24 protein-coding genes are annotated in these 25,822 nt (G+C 59.1%); all 24 read right to left on the bottom strand.

The window, feature by feature from the left end:
• Nucleotide 1: 1 nt before the first annotated feature.
• Nucleotides 2-307 (bottom strand): STAS domain-containing protein, encoded by a 306-nt coding sequence (locus LOY70_RS08220; protein ID WP_265035364.1) that lies wholly within the window; start codon nt 305-307, stop codon nt 2-4.
• Nucleotides 308-408: 101 nt separating this feature from the next.
• Nucleotides 409-858 (bottom strand): flagellar export protein FliJ, encoded by a 450-nt coding sequence (gene fliJ, locus LOY70_RS08215; RefSeq protein WP_025212502.1) that lies wholly within the window; start codon nt 856-858, stop codon nt 409-411.
• A gap of 6 nt (nt 859-864) precedes the next feature.
• Nucleotides 865-2,223, bottom strand: a complete 1,359-nt coding sequence (fliI, locus tag LOY70_RS08210; protein ID WP_123342170.1) for a flagellar protein export ATPase FliI — start codon at nt 2,221-2,223, stop codon at nt 865-867.
• Complete coding sequence (gene fliH / locus LOY70_RS08205) at nt 2,213-3,058, bottom strand: flagellar assembly protein FliH (RefSeq protein ID WP_265035359.1); 846 nt, start codon at nt 3,056-3,058, stop codon at nt 2,213-2,215. The genes fliI and fliH overlap by 11 nt, the downstream gene beginning before the upstream one ends.
• Before the next feature lie 7 nt (nt 3,059-3,065).
• The gene (gene fliG / locus LOY70_RS08200; RefSeq protein ID WP_003184041.1) at nt 3,066-4,085 is read right to left on the bottom strand and encodes a flagellar motor switch protein FliG; all 1,020 of its coding nucleotides are present in this window, start codon (nt 4,083-4,085) and stop codon (nt 3,066-3,068) included.
• Nucleotides 4,078-5,862, bottom strand: coding sequence for a flagellar basal-body MS-ring/collar protein FliF (gene fliF, locus LOY70_RS08195; RefSeq protein ID WP_265035345.1), 1,785 nt, complete (start codon nt 5,860-5,862; stop codon nt 4,078-4,080). Before fliF ends, fliG begins: the two co-directional genes overlap by 8 nt.
• Before the next feature lie 15 nt (nt 5,863-5,877).
• Nucleotides 5,878-6,204: a flagellar hook-basal body complex protein FliE gene (fliE, locus tag LOY70_RS08190; protein WP_123342173.1), complete on the bottom strand. Its 327-nt coding sequence runs from the start codon at nt 6,202-6,204 to the stop codon at nt 5,878-5,880.
• Between the two features lie 205 nt (nt 6,205-6,409).
• Entirely contained in the window at nt 6,410-7,804 is a 1,395-nt protein-coding gene (gene fleR / locus LOY70_RS08185; RefSeq protein WP_265035342.1) for a sigma-54-dependent response regulator transcription factor FleR, read from the bottom strand.
• A gap of 5 nt (nt 7,805-7,809) precedes the next feature.
• The gene (locus LOY70_RS08180; protein WP_413776627.1) at nt 7,810-9,018 is read right to left on the bottom strand and encodes a sensor histidine kinase; all 1,209 of its coding nucleotides are present in this window, start codon (nt 9,016-9,018) and stop codon (nt 7,810-7,812) included.
• 110 nt (nt 9,019-9,128) lie between these two features.
• Nucleotides 9,129-10,604: a sigma-54 dependent transcriptional regulator gene (locus LOY70_RS08175; RefSeq protein WP_123414649.1), complete on the bottom strand. Its 1,476-nt coding sequence runs from the start codon at nt 10,602-10,604 to the stop codon at nt 9,129-9,131.
• A 169-nt stretch (nt 10,605-10,773) separates the two neighbouring features.
• A complete protein-coding gene (locus LOY70_RS08170) occupies nt 10,774-11,070 on the bottom strand; it encodes a flagellar protein FliT (RefSeq protein WP_265035341.1) in 297 nt (98 codons plus the stop codon).
• Between the two features lie 11 nt (nt 11,071-11,081).
• Nucleotides 11,082-11,477, bottom strand: a complete 396-nt coding sequence (gene fliS, locus LOY70_RS08165) for a flagellar export chaperone FliS (RefSeq protein ID WP_123342178.1) — start codon at nt 11,475-11,477, stop codon at nt 11,082-11,084.
• A gap of 131 nt (nt 11,478-11,608) precedes the next feature.
• The gene (fliD, locus tag LOY70_RS08160) at nt 11,609-13,045 is read right to left on the bottom strand and encodes a flagellar filament capping protein FliD (RefSeq protein WP_265035338.1); all 1,437 of its coding nucleotides are present in this window, start codon (nt 13,043-13,045) and stop codon (nt 11,609-11,611) included.
• An 82-nt stretch (nt 13,046-13,127) separates the two neighbouring features.
• Nucleotides 13,128-13,493, bottom strand: coding sequence for a flagellar protein FlaG (locus LOY70_RS08155; RefSeq protein ID WP_265035336.1), 366 nt, complete (start codon nt 13,491-13,493; stop codon nt 13,128-13,130).
• Between the two features lie 72 nt (nt 13,494-13,565).
• Nucleotides 13,566-14,417 (bottom strand): flagellin domain-containing protein, encoded by an 852-nt coding sequence (locus tag LOY70_RS08150; protein WP_265035335.1) that lies wholly within the window; start codon nt 14,415-14,417, stop codon nt 13,566-13,568.
• Between the two features lie 253 nt (nt 14,418-14,670).
• Nucleotides 14,671-14,940: a hypothetical protein gene (locus tag LOY70_RS08145; protein ID WP_265035333.1), complete on the bottom strand. Its 270-nt coding sequence runs from the start codon at nt 14,938-14,940 to the stop codon at nt 14,671-14,673.
• Complete coding sequence (locus LOY70_RS08140) at nt 14,937-16,229, bottom strand: motility associated factor glycosyltransferase family protein (RefSeq protein WP_265035331.1); 1,293 nt, start codon at nt 16,227-16,229, stop codon at nt 14,937-14,939. The genes LOY70_RS08145 and LOY70_RS08140 overlap by 4 nt, the downstream gene beginning before the upstream one ends.
• An 83-nt stretch (nt 16,230-16,312) precedes the next feature.
• Nucleotides 16,313-17,239, bottom strand: coding sequence for a ketoacyl-ACP synthase III (locus tag LOY70_RS08135; protein WP_025212487.1), 927 nt, complete (start codon nt 17,237-17,239; stop codon nt 16,313-16,315).
• A gap of 199 nt (nt 17,240-17,438) precedes the next feature.
• Nucleotides 17,439-18,491, bottom strand: a complete 1,053-nt coding sequence (pseI, locus tag LOY70_RS08130; RefSeq protein ID WP_265035327.1) for a pseudaminic acid synthase — start codon at nt 18,489-18,491, stop codon at nt 17,439-17,441.
• Entirely contained in the window at nt 18,484-19,989 is a 1,506-nt protein-coding gene (pseG, locus tag LOY70_RS08125; RefSeq protein WP_265035325.1) for a UDP-2,4-diacetamido-2,4,6-trideoxy-beta-L-altropyranose hydrolase, read from the bottom strand. The genes pseI and pseG overlap by 8 nt, the downstream gene beginning before the upstream one ends.
• Nucleotides 19,986-20,687, bottom strand: a complete 702-nt coding sequence (gene pseF / locus LOY70_RS08120; RefSeq protein WP_265035323.1) for a pseudaminic acid cytidylyltransferase — start codon at nt 20,685-20,687, stop codon at nt 19,986-19,988. Before pseF ends, pseG begins: the two co-directional genes overlap by 4 nt.
• A 2-nt stretch (nt 20,688-20,689) precedes the next feature.
• Nucleotides 20,690-21,850 carry a UDP-4-amino-4,6-dideoxy-N-acetyl-beta-L-altrosamine transaminase gene (pseC, locus tag LOY70_RS08115; RefSeq protein ID WP_265035322.1) on the bottom strand — a complete coding sequence of 387 codons (1,161 nt, stop codon included), beginning with the start codon at nt 21,848-21,850 and terminating at the stop codon, nt 20,690-20,692.
• Nucleotides 21,847-22,848, bottom strand: a complete 1,002-nt coding sequence (gene pseB, locus LOY70_RS08110) for a UDP-N-acetylglucosamine 4,6-dehydratase (inverting) (protein WP_123342189.1) — start codon at nt 22,846-22,848, stop codon at nt 21,847-21,849. The genes pseC and pseB overlap by 4 nt, the downstream gene beginning before the upstream one ends.
• A gap of 22 nt (nt 22,849-22,870) precedes the next feature.
• Complete coding sequence (locus tag LOY70_RS08105; protein ID WP_265035320.1) at nt 22,871-25,804, bottom strand: TIGR00180 family glycosyltransferase; 2,934 nt, start codon at nt 25,802-25,804, stop codon at nt 22,871-22,873.
• Between the last annotated feature and the right edge of the window lie 18 nt (nt 25,805-25,822).

The following is a 25,822-nucleotide window of genomic DNA, read 5'->3' as shown; positions in this document are numbered from 1 at the left end:
ATCAACTGATGTCGAACAGCTTGTCGAAGTTGGAGATCGCGAGGATTTTCTTGACGTCGCTGCTGCTGTTGACGACCCGGATATCCGAATCGTCGCCACCGGCATGATCGCGCAACAGCAAGAGCATGCCCAAGGCAGAACTGTCCAGATAAGTGGCTTTCTTCAGGTCCACCACAATGGAATCGGGCCTTGTATTAAGCCTCTCGTAGGACTCACGAAATTCCTGATGCCGTCCGAAATCGAATCGACCTTCGACCGAAATCGTCAGTTTTTTCCCATCGTCGGATACTTCGGTAACAACTGACATAGTTGGCTTCCTTGTCATGGACATACGTGTACAAGGTTTAGCATCTGGTAGAGGTCTGAGCAAGGTTTTGGCTCAATCAGCCGACAAAACCCGACTCATGATCAATACGGATCCTGACGCGGCAGACGCTGGGACAATTCATCCAGCAGTTTCTGCTCACGCTTGTCTTCCAGTTGCCGAGCTTCATCAATGTAGCGTTGCACCAGTTTGCGCAGCCCTTCGACCCGGGCGAAGGCTTCCTGCCAGCTCTGGCGGGCCTTTTCCAGGTTGTTCTGGTGCCAGACCAGGCTCTGGCGCTGCTGGTCGATCGCGGTACCCAACTGCGCAAGAAACCCTTGATAACCCAGCAGCCACTGCCCGGAGACCCCGTGGCTACCACGGGCAATCCATTGTTCTTGATATTCGAGGCGAAAGTTTTCGAGGTCCGCCAGTTTGCTTTCGGCAACCTTGACCTGCCCCTGGAAGTACGCCAACCGCTGGACAGCGGTTTTCTCGGCTTTTTCCGCCATGTCCACCACCGGTGCCAGGCGTGCCGCACGACTCGTGGCCATGGCCGGTTATCCGCCGGCAACCGGGGTAAAAATGCTCTGCAGGTGCGCTTCGCTGGCGCCCATGCCGATGTTGTCGTTCAGGCTCTGGCGCAGGTAAACGGCCATGGCCGGATAAAGATTGATGGCGGTGTCGGTCTCACGATCACCGCCGGGCACATAGGCGCCGACGCTGATCAGGTCACGGCTTTGCTGATAGCGCGACCAATACTGCTTGAACTGCTGGGCCCGCTTCATGTGCTCGGCGCTGATGACCGACGGCATGACCCGGCTGATGGACGCCTCGATGTCGATGGCCGGGTAATGCCCTTCTTCAGCCAGGCGCCGGGACAACACAATGTGACCGTCGAGCACGCCCCGTGCGGAGTCGGCAATCGGATCCTGCTGGTCGTCGCCTTCAGACAGCACGGTATAGAACGCCGTGATCGAACCGCCGCCCTTTTCCGCGTTACCGGCGCGCTCCACCAGTTTTGGCAGCTTGGCGAACACCGAAGGTGGATAACCCTTGGTGGCCGGCGGTTCGCCGATGGCCAGGGCAATTTCCCGCTGGGCCTGGGCAAAACGGGTCAGCGAATCCATCAGCAACAGGACATTCTTGCCCTTGTCGCGAAAATATTCGGCGATACGGGTGCAGTACATGGCGGCCCGCAGCCGCATCAACGGCGCGTCGTCCGCCGGCGAGGCCACGACCACCGAACGCTTGAGCCCTTCTTCGCCCAGGATGTGCTCGATGAATTCCTTCACCTCACGCCCCCGCTCGCCGATCAGCCCCACCACGATGATGTCGGCCTCGGTGAAACGGGTCATCATGCCCAGCAGCACACTCTTGCCCACCCCAGTACCGGCGAACAGGCCCAGACGCTGGCCGCGCCCTACTGTCAATAAACCGTTGATGCAACGAATGCCCACGTCCAGCGGTACGCTGATGGGATCGCGCTTGAGGGGGTTGATCGTCGGGCCGTCCATCGGCACCCAGTCTTCGGCCTTCATCCCGCCCTTGCCGTCCAAGGCACGTCCGGCCCCGTCCAGCACTCGCCCGAGCATGCCCATGCCCATGGGCAGCCGACCCGTATCGGCCAAGGGCACCACGCGCGCGCCAGGTGCGATGCCGGCGACACTGCCCACCGGCATCAAAAATACTTTGCTGCCGGAAAAGCCCATGACTTCGGCTTCGACCTGCACCGGGTGATAGCTGTCGTCGTTGATCACCATGCAGCGACTGCCCATGGCGGCCCGCAGGCCTTCGGCCTCCAAAGTCAGGCCGACCATGCGCAGCAGGCGCCCTTCCAGGATCGGCTGGCCGGCCAGTTCGGTGGCCTCGGCGTAGCTGCCCAGGCGCTTGCCGAAACTGGTTCGCTCAAGGCGCATCGCGACCATCCAGTGCAGGAGCATTCAATTCAGAGGCATCCGGTGCAGCGTCGCCCAGATCGTTATCAGCGGCGATCAAAGGTTCGTCCGGCAACTCCAGGCTCAAATCGGCAGCGGCCGGGTGCAGGGCCTGCTCGTGCAATTGATCGAACAGCTTGGCCATGACCTGGCTGATGCGGGTTTCCACCGTCGCATCGATACGGCTGTGCTCGGTTTCCACGCGGCAACCACCCGGTAACAACGCAGCATCCTCGACGATGCGCCAGGTTTCTTCATGACGCTCGCGCAAGGCTTTGACCAGCTCGAAATCCTGGGGATTGATGTACAACCGCACGTTGCCTACGCCTAGCGGCAATAGCTTGAGGGCTTCGCGCATGACGTGTTCGATCTGGTTCGAATCGATGGCCAATTCACGCTGGATCACCTGTTTGGCGATGTGTTGCACCAAACCCACCAGGGATTTCTCGATCTGGGTGTCCTGCTCGGCGATGGGCTCGAACAGGTTGTGCATCAGCGATTCCAGGGCCCGCAACTTGGCCGTCAGCGCCACGTCGGCTTCCTGACGGACCTTGAGTGTGGTGCTGTGGAAACCTTCTTTCTCACCCACGGCGAAGCCTTCGTTGTAGGCCTCTTGGCGAATGCTCTCGACTTCTTCGAGGGTCAGTGGCTGGACTTCCTCCAGCGGCACCTCCTCCATCTCCGGCAGTTCCTCCACCGGCTCAGGTTCAGGCTCGGGCACGTGGGGGTCGAAGCTGGGCAGCGACCAGACGTCGAAACCACCGACGTCCCGGGCGCGGATCAGGTCGCTGGGTGACTCATCACTCTTGGCAGACATAACGACCTTAGATCATCTCTTCGCCGCCCTTGCCACCGAGAACGATCTCTCCGGCTTCGGCCATACGGCGGGCGATGGTGAGGATTTCCTTCTGTGCGGTTTCCACGTCGCTGACGCGCACCGGGCCTTTGGCCTCGAGGTCGTCGCGCAACAGTTCGGCCGCCCGTTTGGACATGTTCTTGAAGATCTTCTCCTTGACGCCTTCGTCCGACCCCTTGAGGGCCAGGACCAGCACATCGGAGGACACTTCGCGCAACAGTGCCTGGATGCCACGGTCGTCGACATCCGACAGGTTGTTGAACACGAACATGAGGTCTTCGATCTGACCGGACAGGTCTTCGTCGACTTCGCGGATCGAATCCATCAACTGGCCTTCGATCGAACTGTCGAGGAAGTTCATGATATCCGCCGCGCGCTTGATGCCACCCAAGGTGGTGCGCGAGGCATTGGAATTGCCCGAGAACTGTTTCTCGAGAATCTGGTTCAATTCTTTCAGGGCCGCTGGCTGCACGGTGTTGAGCGAAGATACCCGCAGAATGATGTCCAACCGCACTTTATGGTCGAAGTTACCCAGCACTTCACCGGCCTGGTCCGGGTCGAGGTAAGCCACCACGATCGCCTGGATCTGCGGGTGCTCGTAACGGATCACGTCGGCAACGGCGCGCGGCTCCATCCACTTGAGGCTGTCCAGGCCGCTGGTATTGCCGCCCAGCAGAATCCGGTCGATGAGGCCGTTGGCCTTGTCCTCACCCAGCGCCTGGGTCAGCATCTTGCGCACGTAGTCATCGGAACCGACGCCCAGGCTGGTCTGATCGCCGACGATGTCGACGAACTCGCTCATCACCTGTTCGACCTGCTCGCGGTGCACATTGCCCATCTGCGCCATGGCCACGCCCACACGCTGGACCTCCTTGGGCCCCATGTGGCGCAGCACTTGGGCGGCGTCGGTCGAACCCAGGGACAGCAGCAAAATCGCGGCTTTGTCGACCCGGGACAATTTGGCAACAGCGGCTCGATTATCACTCATCTGCGTTAATCCACTCTTTCACGACCTGGGCCACACGACCCGGGTCTTCTGCCACCAGACTCTTGATGGCGTTCAACTGAGCGTCATAGCCTTCGCTCGGGCTTGGCAGCAGAATGCTCTGCGGCCCGCCGAGGCTGACGCGATCGTTGGCCAATTCGCCATCCAGGCCGCCCATGCCTCCCAGTTCTACGTCACCCAAGCCAGCCAACTGCTTGTTCTTGCCGCCACCAGTAATGTTGTTGAGCACCGGACGCAGCACGCCAAACACCAGTATCAGGATGAACAGCACACCCAATACTTGCTTGACCACATCCCAGAACCAGGGTTGCGAATAAAACGGAATATCGGCGATCACTTCACCGCGCTCCAGGGAGAACGGCACGTTGATCACGCTGACGCTGTCGCCGCGGCTGGCGTCGAAACCGACGGCGTCCTGCACCAGACGGGTAAAGCGCGCCAATTCGTCGGCGCTCCATGGCGCACGGCTGGTTTCGCCGTTGGCCGGGTTGACCTTGACCTGATCGTCCACCACCACGGCTACCGACAGGCGATTCAAACGCCCCTGCTGCTGCTTGGTGTGACTGATGGAACGGTCAAGCTCGAAATTCTTGGTCGACTGTTGACGCTTGTCGGCCGGATACGGCGCCAGCATCGGCTGGCCGGTGGCCGGGTCCATGATCTGCTGGCCATTGGCGTCGATCAGTGGCTGGCCGGGTTGCACCATGCCAGCGGCCGCCGTGGCGCCACCGGTGGTTTGCGGCGCGCTGGCCGGCGACGGTGGCTGGTTGCTCAGGGCACCCGGCACACCTTGCGGGCCATTGCTGGCGGTACGCTGTTCGTTCACCGATTGTTCGCTGCGCAACGCCGGTTGATCCGGGTTGAACTGCTCGGACGTCGACTCGACGGCACTGAAATCCACATCGGCCGACACTTCGGCTTTATAGCGGTCATTACCCAGGATCGGTTGCAGGATGTTGTGCACACGCTGGGTCAGCATGCCTTCCATGCGGCGGCTGTAATCGAACTGCTTGCCGGCCATGGTCAGTTCGGAGTTTTCCGCCTGGTCAGACAACAGGTTGCCTTTCTGATCGACCACGGTGATCTGGGATTTGCTCAACTCAGGAACGCTGGTCGCCACCAGATTGATGATGGCGAGCACCTGGCCCGGCTCCAGGGAGCGGCCCGAGTACAGTTCCACCAGGACCGAAGCACTTGGCTTGCGCTCATCGCGCACAAACACCGAGCTTTTCGGAATCGCCAGGTGCACGCGGGCACCCTTGACGTTGTTCAGGCTGGAGATGGTGCGTGCCAGCTCGCCTTCCAGGCCGCGACGATAACGAGTCGCTTCCATGAACTGGCTGGTGCCCAGGCCCTGATCCTTGTCGAGAATCTCGAAACCGATGTTGCCATCGGTAGGCGTCACGCCAGCGGCGGCGAGCTTGAGGCGCGCACGAGCGACGTCATCGGCCTTGACCAGCAAGGCACCGGAATTGGGTTCGACGGTGTAAGGAATGTCGGCGGAAGCCAGGGTTTCCATGACTTGCTTGGCGTCCAGGCCTTCCAGGCTGCCGTACAAAGGACGGTAGTCTGGCTGCTGGGACCACAGCACCACGGCAAACCCAATCGCCACACTCGCAGCCAGGCCCACCAACAGGCCAACCTGACGCAGCATGGTCATCTCGGAGAGGTTTTCCAGGAAAGACAGACCGAACAGCGGCGGCTTGCCGTCTATCGGAGTGGTCTTTGCCGGAACGTTATCAGCGGCTGCTTCTGCCATGACTCAATAATTTCCTTAGACCGGCATCTGCATGATGTCTTGATAGGCTTGGACCAGTTTGTTGCGAACCTGGGTCAACGCCTGGAACGAGACAGTGGCTTTCTGCGAAGAGATCATTACGTCGGTCAGGTCGACCCCACTTTTGCCAATCTCGAAAGCACTGGCCAACTGGTTCGAAGCCTGCTGGGTATCGTTCACTTTATTGACGGCCTGACCGAGCATGTCGGAAAAGCTGCTGCCGCCCACTTGTGGGACCGCGACCGATTTGGGCTGGGCCATGGCGTCCATCTGCATGGCCCGCATGTCCAGCATCAACCGATTAAATTCAATACCTTGGCTCATGGTCTACTCTCTCTGGCGGCCCGCATTTTTTTGACACTTACTCAGCGGGTACACAGGTGTTAGCAACAAGGGTGCCAGCTCCATGGCCGAAAGAAACAAATGCGCGCCCCTCTGCGGGAGCGAGCTTGCTCGCCATCACTCATTCACATTCAACATCAATCTGACTGATCGACCGCTATCGCGAGCAAGCTCGCACACAAGGGTTTCAACTGGCGAAGAGGTAAGCCTCGACGTCCATTCCAGCGTCACGCATTTGCGCCAGCTTATAGCGCAGGGTACGCGGGCTGATCCCCAGGCGCTCGGCGGCCTCTTTGCGGCGGCCACGCTCGGCGCGCAGGGTGTCGATGATCATCTGGAATTCACGACGACGCAGATCGTCCCCCAAGGCGCCCGCCGATTCACCTTCCGCGTCCATGGGAGGGATGAGCGCCGGTGCCGATGAAGGCGACAGTGCAGGCAACGGCGCACAGGCCACCGGCCCGCTCAGGCAGAAATCTTCCGGCTGGATCAAACCGCCCTGCTGCAGGATCAACGCCCGCTGAATGGCGTTATCCAACTCTCGTACGTTGCCGGGCCAGGGGTAGGCAATCAGGAACGCCTGGGCCTGGGGCGACAACCGGGCCGCCGCATGCTTCATTTTATTGACGTGCTTGGCCAGCAAGCGCTCGGCCAGTGGCAGGATATCGGCCGTGCGCTCGCGCAAAGGGCGCCAGGCCAGCGGAAATACCGACAGGCGGTAGTAAAGGTCTTCCCGGAAACGCCCCGCCGCCACTTCGCCGGCCAGGTCACGGTTGGTGGTCGCCACCACACGGATGTCCAGGCTGATGGGCTTGCGCGCACCGACCCGCTCCACCTCCCGTTCTTGCAACACCCGCAACAACTTGGCCTGCAGCCCCATGGGCATTTCGGAAATTTCATCCAGCAAAATGGTACCGCCATCGGCTTGCTCGAACTTGCCGGCCTGGGCCGCGATGGCGCCGGTGAACGAGCCTTTTTCGTGACCGAACAGCGTGGCCTCGAGCATGTTGTCGGGAATCGCCGCACAGTTGATGGCAATGAACGGTTCGTTGGCGCGCCGGGATTGCTGGTGGATGTAGCGTGCCAGCACTTCCTTGCCGGTGCCTGACTCGCCAGAAATCAATACGGTCGAATCGCTGCGAGCGACCCGCGCGGCCAATTCCAGCAACTGCGCGCTGGCCGGCTCGAGTGCCACCGGCCCCTCACCTTCAATGAGGGGACTGCCCAGGGCATGGCGAGCCACCAGGTCCAGCAATGCCTTGGGCTCGAACGGCTTGACCAGATAATCCGCGGCGCCTTGGCGCATGGCATCCACCGCGCGCTCGACGGCACCGTGGGCGGTCATCAGCAATACCGGCAATTGCGGCTGGCGGGCGCGCAACAAGCCGAGCAATTGGTGACCGTCCATGCCGGGCATGTTGACGTCACTGACCACCAGGCTGAACGCTTCCCGGCCCACCGCCAGCAACGCCTCTTCCGCCGAACCGACCGCGGCATAATCATGCCCGGCCAGCACCAGCGTATCGGCCAACGCTTCGCGCAGGGCCCGGTCATCCTCAACCAGTAATACCTTGATCGCCATGACCCTTACTCCACACTCGGCACGCTGGAAAACAGCGGCAAGAGCACCAGCGCACAGGTGCCGCGCCCCAGCCGCGAGCGCAATTGCAATTCTCCCTGATGCGCACGGGCCACCGCCTTGACCACGGTCAGGCCCAGGCCAGTACCGGTGGTTTTGGTGGTGAAAAACGGCTCACCCAGGCGCGCCAGCACGGCCGGCTCGATACCGCTGCCGCTGTCGCTGACACATAGGCGCAGGGTGTTGCCGCGCGTGTACAAGTGCACCTTCAGGCGGACATCGCCGCCGCTGGCCTGGATTGCGTTTTCGATGAGGTTCAACACCGCGCCCACCAGCGTGTCGCGGTTACACAGCACCTCACCGGCATGGCTGTCGCACTGCCAGCGGATTGGCAAATCCTGCACATGGGTCAGCGCCGCTGCCTGCAAGGATTGCAGCAGGGCCTTGGGGGTTACGCGGTCGGTTAGCGGCAGTTCGCCACGGGCGAATACCAGCATGTCGCGCACTTGATGCTCCAGCTCGTGCAAGCGCTCTTTGAGTCGCCCGGCGAACCGCTGTTGGGTTTCCATTGGCAGTTGCTGTTCAGTCAGATGACTGGCGTACAACAAGGCAGCAGAGAGCGGCGTGCGAATTTGATGAGCCAGCGACGCCACCATCCGCCCCAGGGAAGACAGGCGTTCATGGCGGGCCAGTTGATCTTGCAGGTGACGGGTTTCAGTCAGATCGTTGAGCAGCACCAACTGCCCAGGCTCGGCATCCAGCGAACGCGTCGAAATGGACAGGCGACGACCGTCCTTGAGCGACACCTCATGGCCGTCGTCTTCACGAGGGGCGAAGCAACGAGCGATGACATGCCGCCACAACTCACCTTCCAGCGGCAGGCCAAGCAACTCGCAGGCGGCCGGGTTGGCTTCGCGTACACGGCCATGTGCATCAATGACAATGACGCCACCGGGCAACAGATCGAGCAGATTTTGCAGGCGATTAGCCAGGCGTTCCTTTTCCGCCAATTCCTGCATGCGCTGGGCACTGACCACCGCCAGCTCGCCCTTGAGCTCGGTGACCCGGGCTTCAAGCAGGCTGTAGGAATCGGTCAGCTGGCTGGACATCTGATTGAACAGCGAAAACGCCTGCTCAAGTCCAAGCCGGCTTGCCTGCTCAGCGGACGGCATGAGCCCCGGCTCGGGGACAGGAGACATCTGGGCGGCTTGGGTCATCGGGCTCTCTCGCTTGGCTGACCGTCAGTTAAACGGAACGTTGCGAGGGCTATAGCAATACCCGTGCCGAAAAAAAACCGCCTGGAAATCAGGCGGTTGGAAAACAGGCGTCAATCATCCGCCTGTTCATCTCCTTCGCGACGGCTCATGCCGTACTTGCGCATCTTCTCCACCAGGGTGGTACGCCGGATGCGCAGGCGTTCCGCCGCACGGGCCACGATACCGTTGGCATCGTCCAAGGCCTGCTGGATGAGCCCTTGCTCCAGGCCGCCTAGATAGTCCTTGAGATCCAGGCCTTCTGGCGGCAGCAAGGCATTGGCGGTGAAATCCGGCGTATGGCCGTTGATCGCCACCCGCTCTTCCAGATCGCTGCGCAGGCTGTCGACCATTTGTTCGTCTTCGTCATCGACGTAACGGAATTTCTTCGGCAACTCGGTCACGCCGATCACCCCGTACGGATGCATGATCGCCATGCGCTCCACCAGGTTGGCCAGCTCACGGACGTTGCCCGGCCAGCCATGACGGCAGAGGGACATGATCGCCGCCGAGTTGAATCGGATCGAGCCGCGCTTTTCGTGCTCCATGCGCGAAATCAGCTCATTCATCAGCAGCGGAATGTCTTCGACCCGCTCACGCAGCGGCGCCATTTCAATCGGGAATACGTTGAGGCGGTAATAGAGGTCTTCACGGAAACTGCCGATCTCGATCATGCTCTCGAGGTTCTTGTGGGTCGCGGCGATGATCCGCACATCGACGCTCTGGGTCTTGTTGCTGCCCACGCGCTCGAAAGTTCGTTCCTGCAGGACCCGCAGCAGCTTGACCTGCATCGGCAACGGCATGTCGCCGATTTCATCGAGGAACAGCGTGCCGCCGTTAGCCAGCTCGAAACGCCCGGCCCGGCTAGTGATCGCTCCGGTGAAGGCGCCCTTCTCGTGGCCAAACAGCTCGCTCTCCAGCAACTCGGCAGGGATCGCACCGCAGTTGACCGGCACGAAGGGCGCTTCACGGCGCTTGGAGTGGTAATGCAGGTTGCGCGCTACCACTTCCTTGCCAGTGCCCGATTCGCCAAGGATCAACACGCTGGCGTCGGTGTCGGCCACCTGCTGCATCATCTGGCGCACATGCTGGATCGCCCGGCTGGTGCCGACAAGGCTGCGAAAAAGATTGGGTTCGCGATGCCTGCCGCGCTCGCGAGCCTGGTCGTACATCTCGCGATAAACCTGGGCGCGGTGCAGCGAATCCAGCAATTTGCTGTAGCTGGGCGGCATTTCGAGGGTCGAAAGAACCCGACGGCGCTGGTCTTCAGGCAAGTCAACGGAAGAATTTTCGCCCATTAACAAAACCGGAAGGAACTCATCCCAGGTCGAGAGTGTCTTTAGCAAGCCCAAAAGAGTCGCGGGTGCATTGACGGTCCCAATCAGGACACAAATGACTTCACGACTGGACGACAAAGAGCCGACGGCCTGCTGCCAGTCATGGCTTCCGCAGGGTAAATTTTCTTCGCCAAGAAAATTTAAGATCACCGCCAGGTCGCGGCGGCGGACGCTATCGTCATCGATCAGGAGAATTTTGGTTTCACGCCACATGCAATAGCAACTTCCCTAGTCAACTCAATGCCCGGAATTTGGGGGCAAGCTGGACGCTTGCAGACTTGTCATGCCTGTAGACGCCTGATATCTGGATACAGCCACTAGTTAAGTCAAAAAACTGCGCACAGTCAAATTTATGGCGCATATGATTCGGATTAACTGAGCGTTAACCGAACAGATGGTAAACCTTTGCCGCATTCTGTGCTTGATGGATCTGCGACATCTCGTCGACGATCGCCTGGCGCTCTCCTGTGGCCGCCTCCAGCAATTGCCGGTAGACCCCCAGCAACTCCTCAAGATTATTACGCAACGCCGCCTCATCCACCTCGGATTCGCTCAGGACGTCTTCCATGCAGGAACGGCAAGCCAGGTCCAGCTGACCGATGGCCTCCCAGTTTCGCTCGGCCAGGGCATCAACCAAGGCATCACGGGTTTGTTCGATTCGCTGCAGGACAAGACTCATGAGAGCACTCCTTAGAATTGCGGGCCAGGCGCCGCGATGCCATCCCAGCCTTCCTTGACCGTGCGAAGCAGATCGGCGACTTCGTCGAGGATCTTCGGATCGGTCTTGGCGTTGGCTTCGGCCAGGCGTTTCATCATGTAGGCGTAAAGGGCATCGAGCTCAGCGACCGACTCAGCCTGGTTTTCCAGGTCCAAGCCTTCACGCAGGCCACCGACAATGCCGATAGCCTTGCCAATCAACACGCCTTTGTTCGGGATATCCTTGCGCTCCATCGCGCCCTTGGCCTGGGCGATACGGTCCAGCCCGCCCTCCATGAGCATCTGCACAAGACGATGGGGGCTTGCTTCGGAGGTTTGCGCCTGGGCACCAATCTTCTGGTATTGGCGAAGGGCTAACATCGGATTCATGTTCTACCTCATCTGAAAACTTCGGTTCGTATAAACAGCGTATCGACGCCGCGTCAAAAAACTTTAGACCGAAAAGCCGAAAGCCCGGAGCGCTGTCAAAACGCTGCCGGGCTTTTTACATCAGTCGAAAATCAGCTGTTTTTCTGCTGGGCCGTCATCGCTTCGAACATGGAGGTGATGTTACTGGCGGTGGCTTTCAGCTTGCCAACCAGGGTGTCCATGTCGTTGTACTTTTTGGTCAGTACCTTGGTCAGCGTGTCGATCCGGCGATCCAGTGCTGCCTGGTCCGCAGCCAGCTTTTTCTGGATAACAGTCAGGTTCTTGGATCGAGCAGCCAGAATATTATCAACGGGCTTGCCCGCCGCGTCCAACTTGATCTCGGTATACGGCTTGATCGCTTTCTGCATGCGCTCAATCAAGCCGTTCTCGCCAGTGAACAGCGTTTGAACTTCCCCACCCAACTGTTTTGTATTCAAAGCAGTTGAAAACTTGGCACTGTCGAAATCCAATGTACCGGTCGTCTGGTTGGTGGTAATCCCTAACTGGGACAAAACTGTCAGCTTGGTACCAGCACCCGTTTGGGACAATGGACCTCGGATAGCTTCCAACAGCGCGCGCGGCATGGCATCACCGGCCAATGCCGCCGGCACGGACTTACCGTCAGCGTCTGTCGTCGGTTTAGTCAGCGAGGTCACTGCCTTGGCGATGGCGTTATAAGCGTCGACGAATTTCTGGATCGAAGCCTTCAAGCCGTCAGCGTTGGTGGCAACGGTAACCGTTACCGCAGTGGCGGTAGGCGCAACCAATGTCATGCTTAAGCCCGTGACCGCATTGTCCAGTTTATTGGTCGGACTCGACATTGCCAGCCCGTCAATCTCGAATTTCGCATCAGTGGCAAGCGACAGGGAGCCGGAAGACGCCGCTGTCGGCGGGTTGACCATGAGCGCGGTGCCGTCAGCGGTCAGGCTGGCAATACCGCTTAAAGACAGATCATTCCCCGCACCGGTCTTTGTAGAACCCACCACCAGACGCGAGCCAAAGCTGTCCGTCACGATGTTGGCGTTCACGCCACTGGCTTGATATTTGGAGTTGATTGCATCCCTGACCGATTGCAAGGTGGAACCAGATGGAACATCAACGGCGTAGGACGCACCGCTCTGGCTGCTGATCGTCAGCGTACCCGCTTCCACTGCGCTCGTAGGTCCACCGGCGAAAGCAGCCGTCGACACCTTCGAGGCAGTAGCCAGATTAGTGATCTTGACACTATAGGTACCACCGACCGCCGAGTTACTCGACGTCGCGGTCAATATCTTGGCATCGGAAGATGTAGCGGCAAAGCCGGTGAACTGAGGGTTAGTCGTACTCCCCAAAGCCTCGAGCGCGGACTGAAACGTAGCCAACAGGGACTTCAACGAACCGATGCCGGAAATGTTCGACGTATTCGTCTTCGTGGCACGGTCGATCTGACCTTGCTTGGCCGCCTTGTCAGAATCCACCAGCGCCTTGACGATAGCGGTGGTATCCAGGCCAGAGCCTAAACCCAAGCCAGGTAGAATTGGACTTGCCATGTGGGACTCCCTTCAGTGTGTCGCCGGCCTTTTGACCTTTACAACGCCCAAAAGAACATAACAACAAAATTCGTGCCGGTTGTCAGGCTTCAGCGCTGAACAACAAGCTGTTTGCATCATTCAAACTGTTGGCCAGTTTCAGAACTTCTTCGTTCGGGATCTGACGAATCACTTCACCGGAACCACTGGCAATCACTTTGACCACTACTTTGCCTGAAGGCTCATCAATAGAGAACTCCAGGTTGCGCTTGACCGACTGGACGAACTTCTCGATTTCCAGAACGGCCTTCTTGAGTTTGTCCTGCTCAGCGGCAGCGTCTTTAGGCGCCTGCTTGACCGGGGTCACGGTGGCAAGCTCGGCTTGAGGCTTCTCCACGGGCTTGTCGACCACGGTAGGTGCCGGCCTCGCCGCTGGATAAGACAAGTTCAGCTTCACGCTCATATCCATGTCCATCACCTCTTGAACGGAAAAAGCGAGAGAGCACGCAAGCGCACTCCCCCGCTAAAACTCATCCGGCTATTACTGAAGCAGCTTCAGTACAGCGGATGGCAGTTGGTTGGCCTGGGCCAGAACCGAGGTAGACGCTTGCTGCAGAGTCTGCTGCTTGGTCAGTTGTGCAGTTTCAGCAGCGAAGTCGGTATCTTGTACGCGACCCAGTGCAGCACTGGCGTTTTCGTTGATGTTTTGCAGGTTGGAGATGGTACTGGTCATACGGTTTTGTGCAGCACCGAGGTCAGCACGGCTGGAGTTGATCTTGGCCAGAGCAGCGTCGATTTTGACCAGCGCGTTGTTCATCGAAGCTTCAGCGGTAGTCGAGTCAGTACCGGTGATCTGAACGGTGGCGGAGTCAACCGACAGGGAAGCTGCGTCGAAGCCGCTGTCCAGGGTCAGGGTGATCTGGTTGTCAGCACCGGTGTTGGAACCAACCTGGAAGGTCATGGTGCCAGCGGTACCGTCAATCAGGTTCTTGCCGTTCAGGTTGGTAGACTTGGCGATACGGGTCAGTTCGTCCGACATCTGAGCAAATTCTTTGTTCAGAGCGACACGGTCAGCAGTACCGTTGGAGTCGTTACGGGACTGAACAGCCAGTTCACGCATACGTTGCAGAATGTTCGTGGATTCCTGCATCGCGCCTTCAGCGGTTTGGGCGATGGAGATACCGTCGTTGGCGTTTTTGATCGCAATGGTCTGACCGCGGATTTGCGAGTTCATACGAGTGGAGATCTGCAGGCCGGCGGCGTCGTCTTTGGCGCTGTTGATTTTCAGGCCGGAAGACAGACGGGTCATCGAAGTGGACAGAGCATCGGAAGCCTTGTTCAGGTTCTTCTGAACGTTCAACGATGTGACGTTAGTGTTTACTGTTAAAGCCATGACGAATTCCTCGTTGGTTGGGTACTGCGGCTTCCGGCCCTGGCAACCGCCGGGTGTGGCCTAGAGAACCTTCGTAATAGTTATCGTCGTAATCGGAACTTGCTTTAGCAGTTTTTTAAAAAATTTTGCCATCAGGTTGCCACCCCTCGTAAATCAAGGACTTGGCTGCGATTGAAGGGTAGAAAAATGGCGTCAGGGAAACGCCACTGGCGTCACTGGAGGCTAATGACAGCGGTGCGGCGGCAAAAAAAAATCAGTTCGACTGATCAGCGGTCAGCAGTTGGACGCACTCGTACTCAAGATAATCGGCTAAGGAGATCCAGTTCTGCGCCTGCTGATCACCCAGCATCAAGGCGAGTAGCATGTTCCATGACGAGGCGATATCGCCCGGCATCAGTTCAACCAAGGGCTGAGCCGATTCAATCAGCACGACCATTGCCAACCCCGCCTCAACGTCCTTTCCGAGACGAAACAGGCGTGCGCATTCGCGAGCGTCATCGACCACCCCTTGAAGCTGGCTCATTGCACATACTCCGGGTGGAAATCAGTGCCTGCAATCATTGCCCCGTCCCGACTGCTGTTATGGAAACGCACCTGGGGGTGCCCGGCAATAAAACGCTCCAGCTCGCATAGGTAACTGCGGAAGTTGAGCTGGGTCTTGACTCGCCGGCCATACCCATCGAGCACCCAATGCCTGGACGCGCCCAGTTGCGGCCCCAAGTCACCGTCACCCCAGCCTGCATGAGTTTTGTCATGGGGAAAGGCAAAATCGGCGCCGAAAAGCGTGACCTGCGCAGCGCCCATTTTCACCGCCAGATCGACTGCCGGATGAATCACGCTGCCGCCCACATGGAGTTCGGCCCGGCGCAGCTGCCCCCGCATCTGACGGTAGACAGGGCTCGAGGAATAACCGGCGTAACGCGGCCCCCGCCACGCTCCGATCACCAAAGGGTCGGCCATCGGCAGATAAACCAGGGCAATGCCATCGGTGCTTTCGGGCGGAAGATGTCGCGCCGAGATACGCTGGTCGATGCTGACCACGATATCCGGGGCAATGCCATGATCGATCAACGGTCGGTAAGCCGTATCGACACAAATCAACAACGGTCGCTCGGCTTGCTTGCTCAGATGACGCAGTTTCTCGAAGTGCTGCTCAAGACTGGGACCGGTAGCAATAACAAACGCCTCACGCCTGTCTAAGGTGCCGAACAGCTCGGCAACGTCACGATCTTTGCGCACAAGACTGAAAGTCGATTGCAGACGCTCGACAATCTCAGGGGACCGAGGGTCGAACGCTCGGTTAGTGAAGTCCAGATGATTTTCACTGATCAATCGATCACGAATCTTGGCGTTGTAATCATCGGCCAGCACCAACTCGGCGGGGAGTGCGAAAAATGGCAGTTGGATCTCCGCCAAATCACCGGCATAGAGCAACACCACTCTCGGATCGGAAAGCCAGGGAGATTGATCCAGCACCTGCAGCACCAGGGCGAACACCGCACCGTTGAGGATATGCACAAACAACTGTTCAAGCCCGGCCCGCTCCAGCAAGCGATTCTGCAGATCGCCCAGCCCGGTGCCATAGACATGCACAATGGCAGCGTCCAGCGGCAGGCTGGAGGCTTGCAGGTCTGCCTCGGCGAGTCGGTCATGCCGGCTGGTCAGTTGGATGCCATTGACGCTCAAGGTCGACCCAAGCCCCTCTACCAGATCGGCCTGCAATCCACCGACATCCTCCATTGACAAGCGCTCAGCCAAGGCCGGCCAACGCTGCTGGATTATCCGGAGATTGCGCTCAAAGAACTCGCTCATGGTGTCTCGCTTTCGCGTCAGGCAAAAAAATAGCGTTCAAGGTTACACCTTGGACGCTATTTTTGTGCCCGGGTTTTAGTGGGTCACGGGCGATAGATGATCGCCGAGCCCCAGGACAGGCCTACGCCGAAACCGCTCAAGGCCACGCGCTTCCAATCGGAATCGAGCACGTGCTTTTCCAGCAGCAACGGAATACTCGACGACACGGTGTTGCCGGTCTCGACCATGTCCTTGATGAATTTTTCCGGCTCGCCCTCGAAACGCCGTGCCACCGCATCGACAATTGCCGCGCTGCCCTGGTGAATGCAAAACGCATCAATGTCGCTGGCTTGCAGATCGGAATCGGCGAGCAACTCATGCAGGTGGGCCGGCACCTTGAGCAAGGCGAAGTTGAACACCTGGCGGCCGTTCATGAAGAATACACCGTCGCTGACCTTCAGGTGCGGGGCGCCAGAGCCGTCAGTGCCGAACTTGGCCTTGCCCAGTTGCCACGGCGCATCTTCACCCATCCAGGTGGCGGTGGCGGCGTCGCCAAACAGCATCGTGGTGTTGCGGTCTTCCGGGTCGACGATTTTCGAGTACGGATCAGCCGTCACCAACAGGCCATTCTTCAGGCCAGCGGCCTCCATGAAGCCCTTGATGGCGTAGATGCCATAGACATAACCCGAGCAGCCCAGGGAAATATCGAACGCGGCCACGGTGGTCGGCAAGCCGAGCTTGTCCTGGACGATGGCTGCCGTGTGAGGCAAGCCTTCTTCATCGCCATTCTGTGTAACGACAATCAGCACGTCGACGGATTCGCGTTTCAGGCCGGGATTGTTGGCAAACAGAGCGTTGACCGCTTCAACACACAGGTCCGAGGTTTCCTGCCCGTCATCCTTGCGTGGCAAGAAGGCCGAACCAATCTTGCCAAGGATGAACTCTTCATCCTTTTCAAATTTTGCACCTTGTGCGTAATTGTCCACGCCGGCTACAGGAACGTAGCTCGCAATGCTTTTTATGCCAATCATTACGGCTTCCCAATCAAAAACAGCCCAATACCACCGCTCGCAAGGAATCGAGGGGCGCCGACAAATGGGAAGTGTAAAGGGCTATCACTGGGCCTGATAAGGGCCAGGCGCCATCTTCCCGGTCAATACAATACAGTGAAGATGCGCGTTATGACTCGTAGGTCACGCCAATTTTCCTAATAAGGTCTTTTTGAAAGGGCTATTCAACCAGCGACCAGGCCAATGGAGTGCCGCGTTTGATGGCTTTACGAGCACAACGGCCCATCAGAGAGTCGGCGTACTTGGGGGGCAGTCCCAGGCCTGGGCGAATAGCCCGGACGTTTTGTGGTGTAAACGCATCACCAGGGCTCATGTCTTGCGTCACATACAGAGAACGCCGATAGATCAGCGACTTGCGCTCAGCCTCGGTCACGCCATAGTGCACCTGCCCCATGGCTTGCCAGGCACGCTCGGTTTCGATCACCAGCGCCGCCAGCTCCGCAGGCTCAAGGGAGAAACTGGCGTCCACCCCACCCGCCGCGCGGTCGAGAGTGAAATGTTTTTCTACCACGGTTGCCCCCAACGCCACCGCGGCGACAGACACGCCAACCCCCATGGAGTGATCCGACAACCCCACCTCACAGCCGAATAATTCCCGCAGATGAGGGATAGTACGCACATTGCTGTTGGCCGGGGTGGCCGGATAGGTGCTGGTGCACTTGAGCAATACCAGATCCTTGCAACCGGCCTCTCGGGCCGCCCTTACAGTTTCGTCGAGTTCAGCAACGCTCGCCATGCCGGTAGAAATAATCAACGGCTTGCCGGTGGCGGCGACTCGCCGGATCAGCGGTAGATCCGTGTTTTCAAAGCTGGCGATCTTGTAGGCCGGCACATCGAGGGTTTCAAGAAAATCCACGGACGTCTCATCAAACGGCGTCGAGAAGGCCAACAAGCCCAGGGCTTTGGCCCGGGCGAAAATTGGGGCGTGCCATTCCCACGGTGTATGGGCCTTCTCATACAACTCATAAAGCGACGTTCCAGCCCACAGGCTGTTGGGATCCTTGATGAAAAATTCACCCTCGTTCAAGTCCAGCGTCATGGTTTCGGCGGTGTAGGTCTGCAACTTCAAAGCGTGCGCACCGGCCCGGGCCGCCGCCTCGACGATCTCCAGCGCCACCTCCAGGGACTGGTTATGGTTGCCACTCATTTCGGCAATGATGAAAGGCGGTGCCTCAGCCCCAATGACACAGTGGCCGATCTTGAAACTAGCCATGGAGGTGATCCTTCAAGACGCGTGTAAACACGCAAGTGTTCTGAATAAAACCAGCCTGGCTAAACAAGCTCAGGGAGGCTCGATTGGCGGGCAATACTTGAGCGGTGAGGCTTCGCAATTGAGGCCAGTGGGCAGCGGCAAATGCCTCGCCGCGGGCCAGCAACGCCCTTCCCCAGCCAAGCCCGATGCGGCCTTCGAACAGATAAATGGACACGAGCGCGTCAGTGCCTTGCAGGTCATAGCGCAATACGCCTATCGGTCCGTCCGCCGCTTCGCCGATCAATAGCAGGCGTTGCTCGTTGACCAGGCTTGCACGCAACCATTGGCAATGACTGCTCCAGTCAATGCTTGATGCATCCAACGATACACGGCGTACAGCCTCGGCGTTACGACCTTCGAAAATCAATTGGGCATCGGCCTGTGTCGCTGGTCGAACCCTCAACAATGCTCCGGCCAGCGTGACGGCGACCCGTTGGGCACCCAAGCCATCGACCAACCGCCGGGAATGCTCAGCCAAGCTTTTGCGCAAGCCTTGATTGTCTGCCACGAAACCGATGGCCTGGCGCAACTGTCCGACCGTGACGTTCTCTCGAGGGCCGAGATAAACGTGGGCTCCAAACGTCGCCATCGCCTCGCTATTGGCATGCTGATTATTCGACACCGCGATGCAGATCGTGGGCAGGCCCATGGCGGCGCGCTCCCAACTGGTACCGCCACCAGCACCAATGAACAAATCAGCTTCGATCATGAGCTGATGGAAATGGCCGACAAAGCTGTGCAAGCGCCAGTTGGGTCGACTCGCTGCCATCATCTGCATCCGAGCCCAGACCGGGTTGTCCGCACCGGCAACAAAATCGACTTCAAGCTCCGGAAAATCCGCCAACGCCAACATGGCGTGATGGGTTTGCATCGCCGCATCAAACCCGCCAAAGTTAACCAGCACTCGCCTGGCCCTGGGCTTGATGTCAATCGCCGCACAGCGAAACTCATCGCGCAACAGGGCGTAACGCGGTCCGAGTAGCGTCCGGCAAGACTCGGGCAACAACCCCGTGTAGGCGGCTCGGGTACCAGAAAGGTTCTGGTTGAGCAGCAGATCGACGCTGTAGGTACGGGTCGCCAGATCATCCACTGCCATGATTCTTGGGGCAAAACGCCGGGCAGCCGTCTGCCAATGATGGTCCAGGCCATAATGATCGACGATGACCCAATCGAAACCAGGTTGGTCGCTCGATACCTGTTGCAGCGCCGCGATATCCGCCTGCCAGGGCAACAAGGATTCAATGGCCTGCTGCGGATCCTCTCCAGGATAGGAATCCGGTAAGGCAAACGTCTCGAAGCCCTCCTCCTCCAACGCTTGCAAGCGATGTCCTGGCAATTGACGGCAGGCAAACGTGACATGCGCGCCATGCCCACGCAACACGCGAGCCAGGGTCAGGCAGCGGGCGATGTGTCCGCTGCCAATGATTGGCGAAGCGTCAGCGCGGATCAAAACCCTCATTTCAGCTCCCCACCGGCCTTCAATGCGGCGTAGAGGTATTCGGCTCGCTTCCAATCCTCTGGTGTGTCGATGTCCTGTACCAGATGACGAGGCAGGACCACCGGCAAGCTCTTGGGCGAAAACAACACGTCACCGCGCAACCAGGCCTCCCGGCGCCCCCAGTAGAATTGGCCCGCGTCCTGGAATGCTTCGGGCAAGTCCTGGGAGCGAGTGTCGCGAAACTGAGGATAGAGCGGCGTCAGCGCGCCCTGCTCATCCAGCGTCAAGGCGCGTTGTACGGGAAAGCCGAAACCCGTCACCGAAAATGCGTACGATTTGTCAGGATGCGTACGCAGCGCTTCATACCCCTGGCGCAGGAACCGCTCCTGCAACAGCGGCGCGGTGGCATAGATGCAGCAGGCGAAATCGAACGAGCGCTCGTGCAGTTCAGTCAATGCGTGGGCAATCACGGCTGCCGTCCCGGTGAAATCATCAGCCAGCGACGCCGGACGCATGAACGGAACTTGAGCACCATGAGCCTGCGCCATGTCGGCAATTTCTTCGTCGTCTGTGCTGACCACTACCTCATCGAACAATCGAGAGGTCAACGCGGCTTCGATCGACCGGACAATCATCGGCACGCCATCGAACAGCTTCAGGTTTTTGCGTGGGATCCGCTTGCTACCGCCACGGGCAGGGATGATTGCGACTGTGCTCACCGTTACTCCTCAAGCAATTGGCGCAATTGCTCGACCACATAGTCCTGTTGTTCATCACTGAGGGTAGGAAACATGGGCAAGCTGATGGCCTCGGCGTAATAACGCTCGGCCTGGGGGAAATCGCCTGCGGCAAACCCAAGGTCGCGGTAATACGGCTGCAAATGAACCGGGATGTAATGAAGGTTCACGCCAATCCCGGCTGCACGCAAGCCTTCGAACACCTGACGATGACCAAGCGTGATGCTATCGAGTTGCAAGCGCACCACATACAAATGCCAGGCCGACTCGGCTTCAGGTTGCAAGCCGGGCAAAACGAGTGGCAAAGCTGCCAGCAGATGATTGTAGCGCGCCACCCGTTCGCGACGCCGAGCGATAAAGTCATCCAGTTTGTTCAACTGCGAAAGCCCCAATGCAGCCTGCAGGTCGGTCATGCGGTAATTGAAACCCAACTCGATTTGTTGGTAGTACCAGGGACCGTGACTGGGCTCGGTCATCTGCTGCGCGTCGCGAGTCATCCCATGGCTGCGCAGACGTTGCAGCCGCTGCGCGAGTTCCGGGCGATTGGTCAGGACCATGCCGCCTTCACCGCTGGTGATGATCTTCACCGGATGGAAACTGAACACAGTCATGGACGCAAACTCGCCACACCCCACCGGACGACCGGCATAAGACGCCCCGACTGCGTGGGACGCATCTTCAATCACCGTGAAGCCATATCGCTCGGACAACTGGGCGATCTTGCGCATGTCACAGCTTTGCCCCGAAAACGCCACCGCCACCAACACTTTGGGCAGCGTTCCGTCACGCTCGGCCTCTTCAAGCTTGGCGGCCAACGCACAAGCGTCAAGGTTCCAGGTCAGCGGATCAATGTCGACAAAATCCACCAGCGCACCGCAATACCGACCGCAGTTGGCCGAGGCCAGGAACGTATTGGGGGTGGTCCATAGACGATCCCCGGGCCCCAGCCCCGCCGCCAGGCAGGCGATGTGCAGTGCGGCCGTCGCGTTGCACACCGCCACGGCGTAAGCGGCCTGACAACGATTGGCCATGGCCTCTTCGAAATGCTCTAGGGTCGGCCCCTGGGTCAGCCAGTCGGACTGCAATACGGCCACCACCGCATCGATGTCGGCCTGATCGAGGTTTTGCCGACCGTAGGGGATCATGCCGACAACCGCGCATGCAGGTCGGCGATCTGTTCCACCGACAAAAAGTGCGGGTTGGTGTCAGAACGATATTCGAAGTCTTCTGCCACGGGCTTGCCTCGCTCACCCAGGTTATCCACGCCAAAATCCACATCCACACTGGTAAAGCGAATGGATGGCTGGATGGTGTAGTGATCGGCAAACTCTATGGTCATGCGCGCATCGTCCAGCGGCACCATCAGTTCGTGGAGTTTTTCACCGGGACGAATCCCGACGTTTTTGTGAGGCAGATGCCCAGCCATGCCCGACGCCAGATCGACGATGCGAATCGACGGAATCTTTGGCACGAAGACTTCGCCACCGTGCATGCGGGCAAAGCTGTCGAGCACAAATTGCACGCCATGATCGAGGGTAATCCAAAAACGGGTCATGCGTTCATCGGTAATCGGCAGCTGCGTCGCACCTTCCGCAATCAACTTGCTGAAGAACGGCACCACTGACCCCCGCGAGCCGGCGACGTTGCCATAGCGCACCACGGCGAACCGGGTCTGCTGCTCGCCGGCGATATTGTTGGCCGCCACGAACAGCTTATCCGACAGCAGCTTGGTTGCACCGTACAGATTGATCGGGCTGGCGGCTTTGTCAGTGGACAACGCAACCACTTTCTTGACGCCATTGTCGATGGCCGCGGCAATAATGTTCTCGGCGCCATTGACGTTGGTGCGAATGCATTCGGTAGGGTTGTACTCCGCCGCCGGCACCTGTTTGAGGGCCGCGGCGTGCACGACATAGTCAATGCCGCGCATGGCCTGGCGCAGACGATCAGCATCGCGCACGTCCCCCAGGAAATAGCGCATGCATGGCGCATTGAAGGTTTGTTGCATCTCGTACTGCTTGAGTTCATCGCGGGAAAACACCACCACGCGCTTGGGCTGGTATTGCTCCAGCAACCGGCGGATGAAATTGCGCCCGAATGAACCGGTACCGCCTGAGATGAAAATCGATTTACCGTTGAACATACCCTGATTCCTTTTGCCAGGCTTATGGGAGCAATCGCGCCCAGTCGACAGCCGTGGCGGTGCCCAGCGCAAAGCCAGTGCCGGTCAAGGCCAGGCTCGGGTTACGGGCCGCGTCATGGTTGAAGCGCGCCTGCCACTTGTCGCGCAAAGCGTCGGCCGCCTCCGGCGCATCGGGGAACGTACCGGCGTGCAGCATCTGGGCCTGGGGTGTCCAGACCGTGAGATAGCCTGCGTCGGCCGCTTTCAGACACAGGTCGACGTCGGCAAAGGCCTCGGCGAAATGCTCTTCGTCCAGGCCGCCTACGGCTTCGAACAAGTCTTTACGGATCATCAGGCACGCGCCGGACACTGCCGAGTAGTTCTGTTCCGCCTGATGGCCATTGAGATAGCCCTTGGCGTCCTTGCGTTCGCCAACGAACACCGAGCCCACCCTGCCATCGGGCTTCAGTACCAGCCCAGCCTGGGTAGTGATACCACGGTTATCCATTTGCTTACTGCCGACAACCCCCACCTCGGGCCGCTGGGCCTGATTGAGCAGGCTGTCGAGCCAGTTGGCATTGACCACTTGCACTTCGGCCGACAACAGCACCAGGTATTCGCCCTTGGCCTGCGCGCTCGCCCAGTTGTACAGGGCCGACGCACTGAGGCGCCGGTCGCTGCGCAGAACGCGGATCCGCTCGCCCTTGCCTGCCAGGCTATCGAGCCACTGAGCCAGTTCCTCGGATTGGCTGTGGTTATCGGCAACCAATATTTCGTGCCGATGGTAGCGGGTGCGTTGCAGCACGCTGACCAGTGCCTGCTGTACCTGCTCGAAATTGTCTCGACTTTCGAGAATGATCGACGCCAGTGGCCGCTCGGCATGCTGGTAATCGATCTGGTATGTCAGCGGTAGCGCCGAGGTGACCTGGGCGCGATAGCCGCGGGCAGCCAGGTGGCGCGTCAGTACCTGGCGCTCCTGGGGCTTTTCCTCTTCCGGCGGGGCGTCGCAGATCAGCAACGGCTCGGCCAGGTGCGCCAGGCCGGCCAGCCCTGCGTCTTCAATCAGGCGCAACAGCAGATCCTGCTCCAGGGCCTGGGTGTATTCGGGCGTGAATCCGCGGGCCTGGGCCAGCACTTCGCGATTAATCAGCCAATGCCGCGCCATCAGCGAAGGCACCGATTGCAGGAAATCGAGATTGACGCCAGGGCGGAACACATCGATGAGGCTGCCATCAGCCTTGCGCTGGATTTCATCCATCGCCACCGCCCGCACGCCGTCGGCATCGATCAGCTCGAGGCTGGCGCGCAACAGGCCGCTCGGGGTGAACTGGTCACCGGCCTCGGCAAGCACCATCCAGTCAGCAGTCGATTGCCCGATGATCTGATTGACGCGCTCAACATAATTGGAGGTGCTGACTTTGACGAAGTGCACGGTGTCGCGCACGGTGGTGGTCGCCGGCAGGTCGCCAGTGGTGAAGACCACCACGTTGAACGCCTTGCAGTGGCCGTTGACCAGGCTGTCAAAGGTGGCCTGCAGCTTGAACATGTCCGCGCCCAGGTCCAGCAGCAGAATGCCAAAGCGCGGTCCGCCCTGATGCTCGGACAGATGGGCTGCAATGGATGTGAGCTGCTGGGCGTTGGGGCTACGTGCTTCAAGCCAGCTCAATAGACGGCCGGAGTGCATGTTATCCAGCAACCGGCGATCCTGCTGGCCCGGCACCGAATCCAGCCGCTCGGCCCAGGCCTGCAACTTCACCGCTTCGTCTGGTTCGTCGCTGTTTTTCAACGACTCGGCCAGGCGCTTGACCACTGTGCGGTTGAATGCGTAAAGGCCCTGGGCCTCCCATAACCGGCTGCGTATCGTGCGCTCGTTGTCGTTGGGTTGCAGCCGCATCAGTTCATGCTGGCGCAGCAGGATGCCTTCCAACTGCTGAAGCTGAAGGCGACCGGCCGGCATGGCATGCAGCAGGAATTCAAATTGAGTGAGCAGGTCGAAGACCCGCTGATTGTAGAACGGCATTTCGACAAATTGCTGTGGGCCAAACGAACGGACCGGCTCACTCCCCGCCTCCAGCCATGTCGAACGGATGATCTGCGTGCCTTTGAGTGAGCGACCCTGCAGCAGGCAGTCAGCCATGGCCGCAAAGCTGTCCAGGGCAATCTGCTTGACACGCCCCGGCGCCTGCTCGCGCAGAGGCGTAGGGAGAGACGCCAGGAACTCGGCGAATTGCTCACGCTCGGCGACGCTTTTAGCGTCTTTATAACTCAGCACCGTCAACACGTTGGTGTTGTGCTCTGAACCGCCGTAGTTGAGTTCGCGAACGGCGAATGGAATCGGCAGGATCCGCGCCTTGGCGCAAGCCAACAGGTAAAAAGTATGGCCGATTTCCTGCCACTCGAAACTGGTCCCTGGCGGCAGCATGCCGTACCACTGTTGCAGCAGGTCAGTGCGGGTCACGGCGTAGAACGGCGGCAGGAATTGATCCATGAAGCGGATCACACGGTCCTCGGCCAGTTCGCTGTCGTAGTCCTCATGCACTTTGCGGTCACGACGGAAGTAGCAGACTTCTGTCGCACAGGACAGATACATGATTCCGTAGCCGTGGCAGAGGCCGTAATCCGGATTGGCTTCGAGAAACTCCACCGACTCGGTCAAGGCATCGTGCAGCAGGAAGTCATCGTCGGCGGCGAACACCATGTAGGGCGTCTTGACCTGATTGACGCCATACACCAGCTTGTCCTGCAGCCCCTTGTAAGTGAACTGGGGCAGGTGGCGGTAATCGACCGACGGAAATTCCCGGGCAATCTGTTCATCCCGTTCCACCGATGAATCCAGCACCAGAATCGAACACGGATAACTGCTGTAGTAATGCAACGTACGGCGCAGGAATGCGCTGCGGTTGTGGGAGATGACCACCACGGTGAACCGCTCGTTCAGCGGCGTCACCTTGTCTTTAATCGTATTTCGAACCTGCATATTTCCTAGTCCCCACAA

This window comes from Pseudomonas sp. B21-054 (assembly GCF_026016345.1).
In the GTDB taxonomy this organism is placed as follows: domain Bacteria; phylum Pseudomonadota; class Gammaproteobacteria; order Pseudomonadales; family Pseudomonadaceae; genus Aquipseudomonas.
The sequence above is the reverse complement of the archived record's forward strand: the minus strand, read 5'-3'. Positions and strand labels throughout refer to the sequence as shown.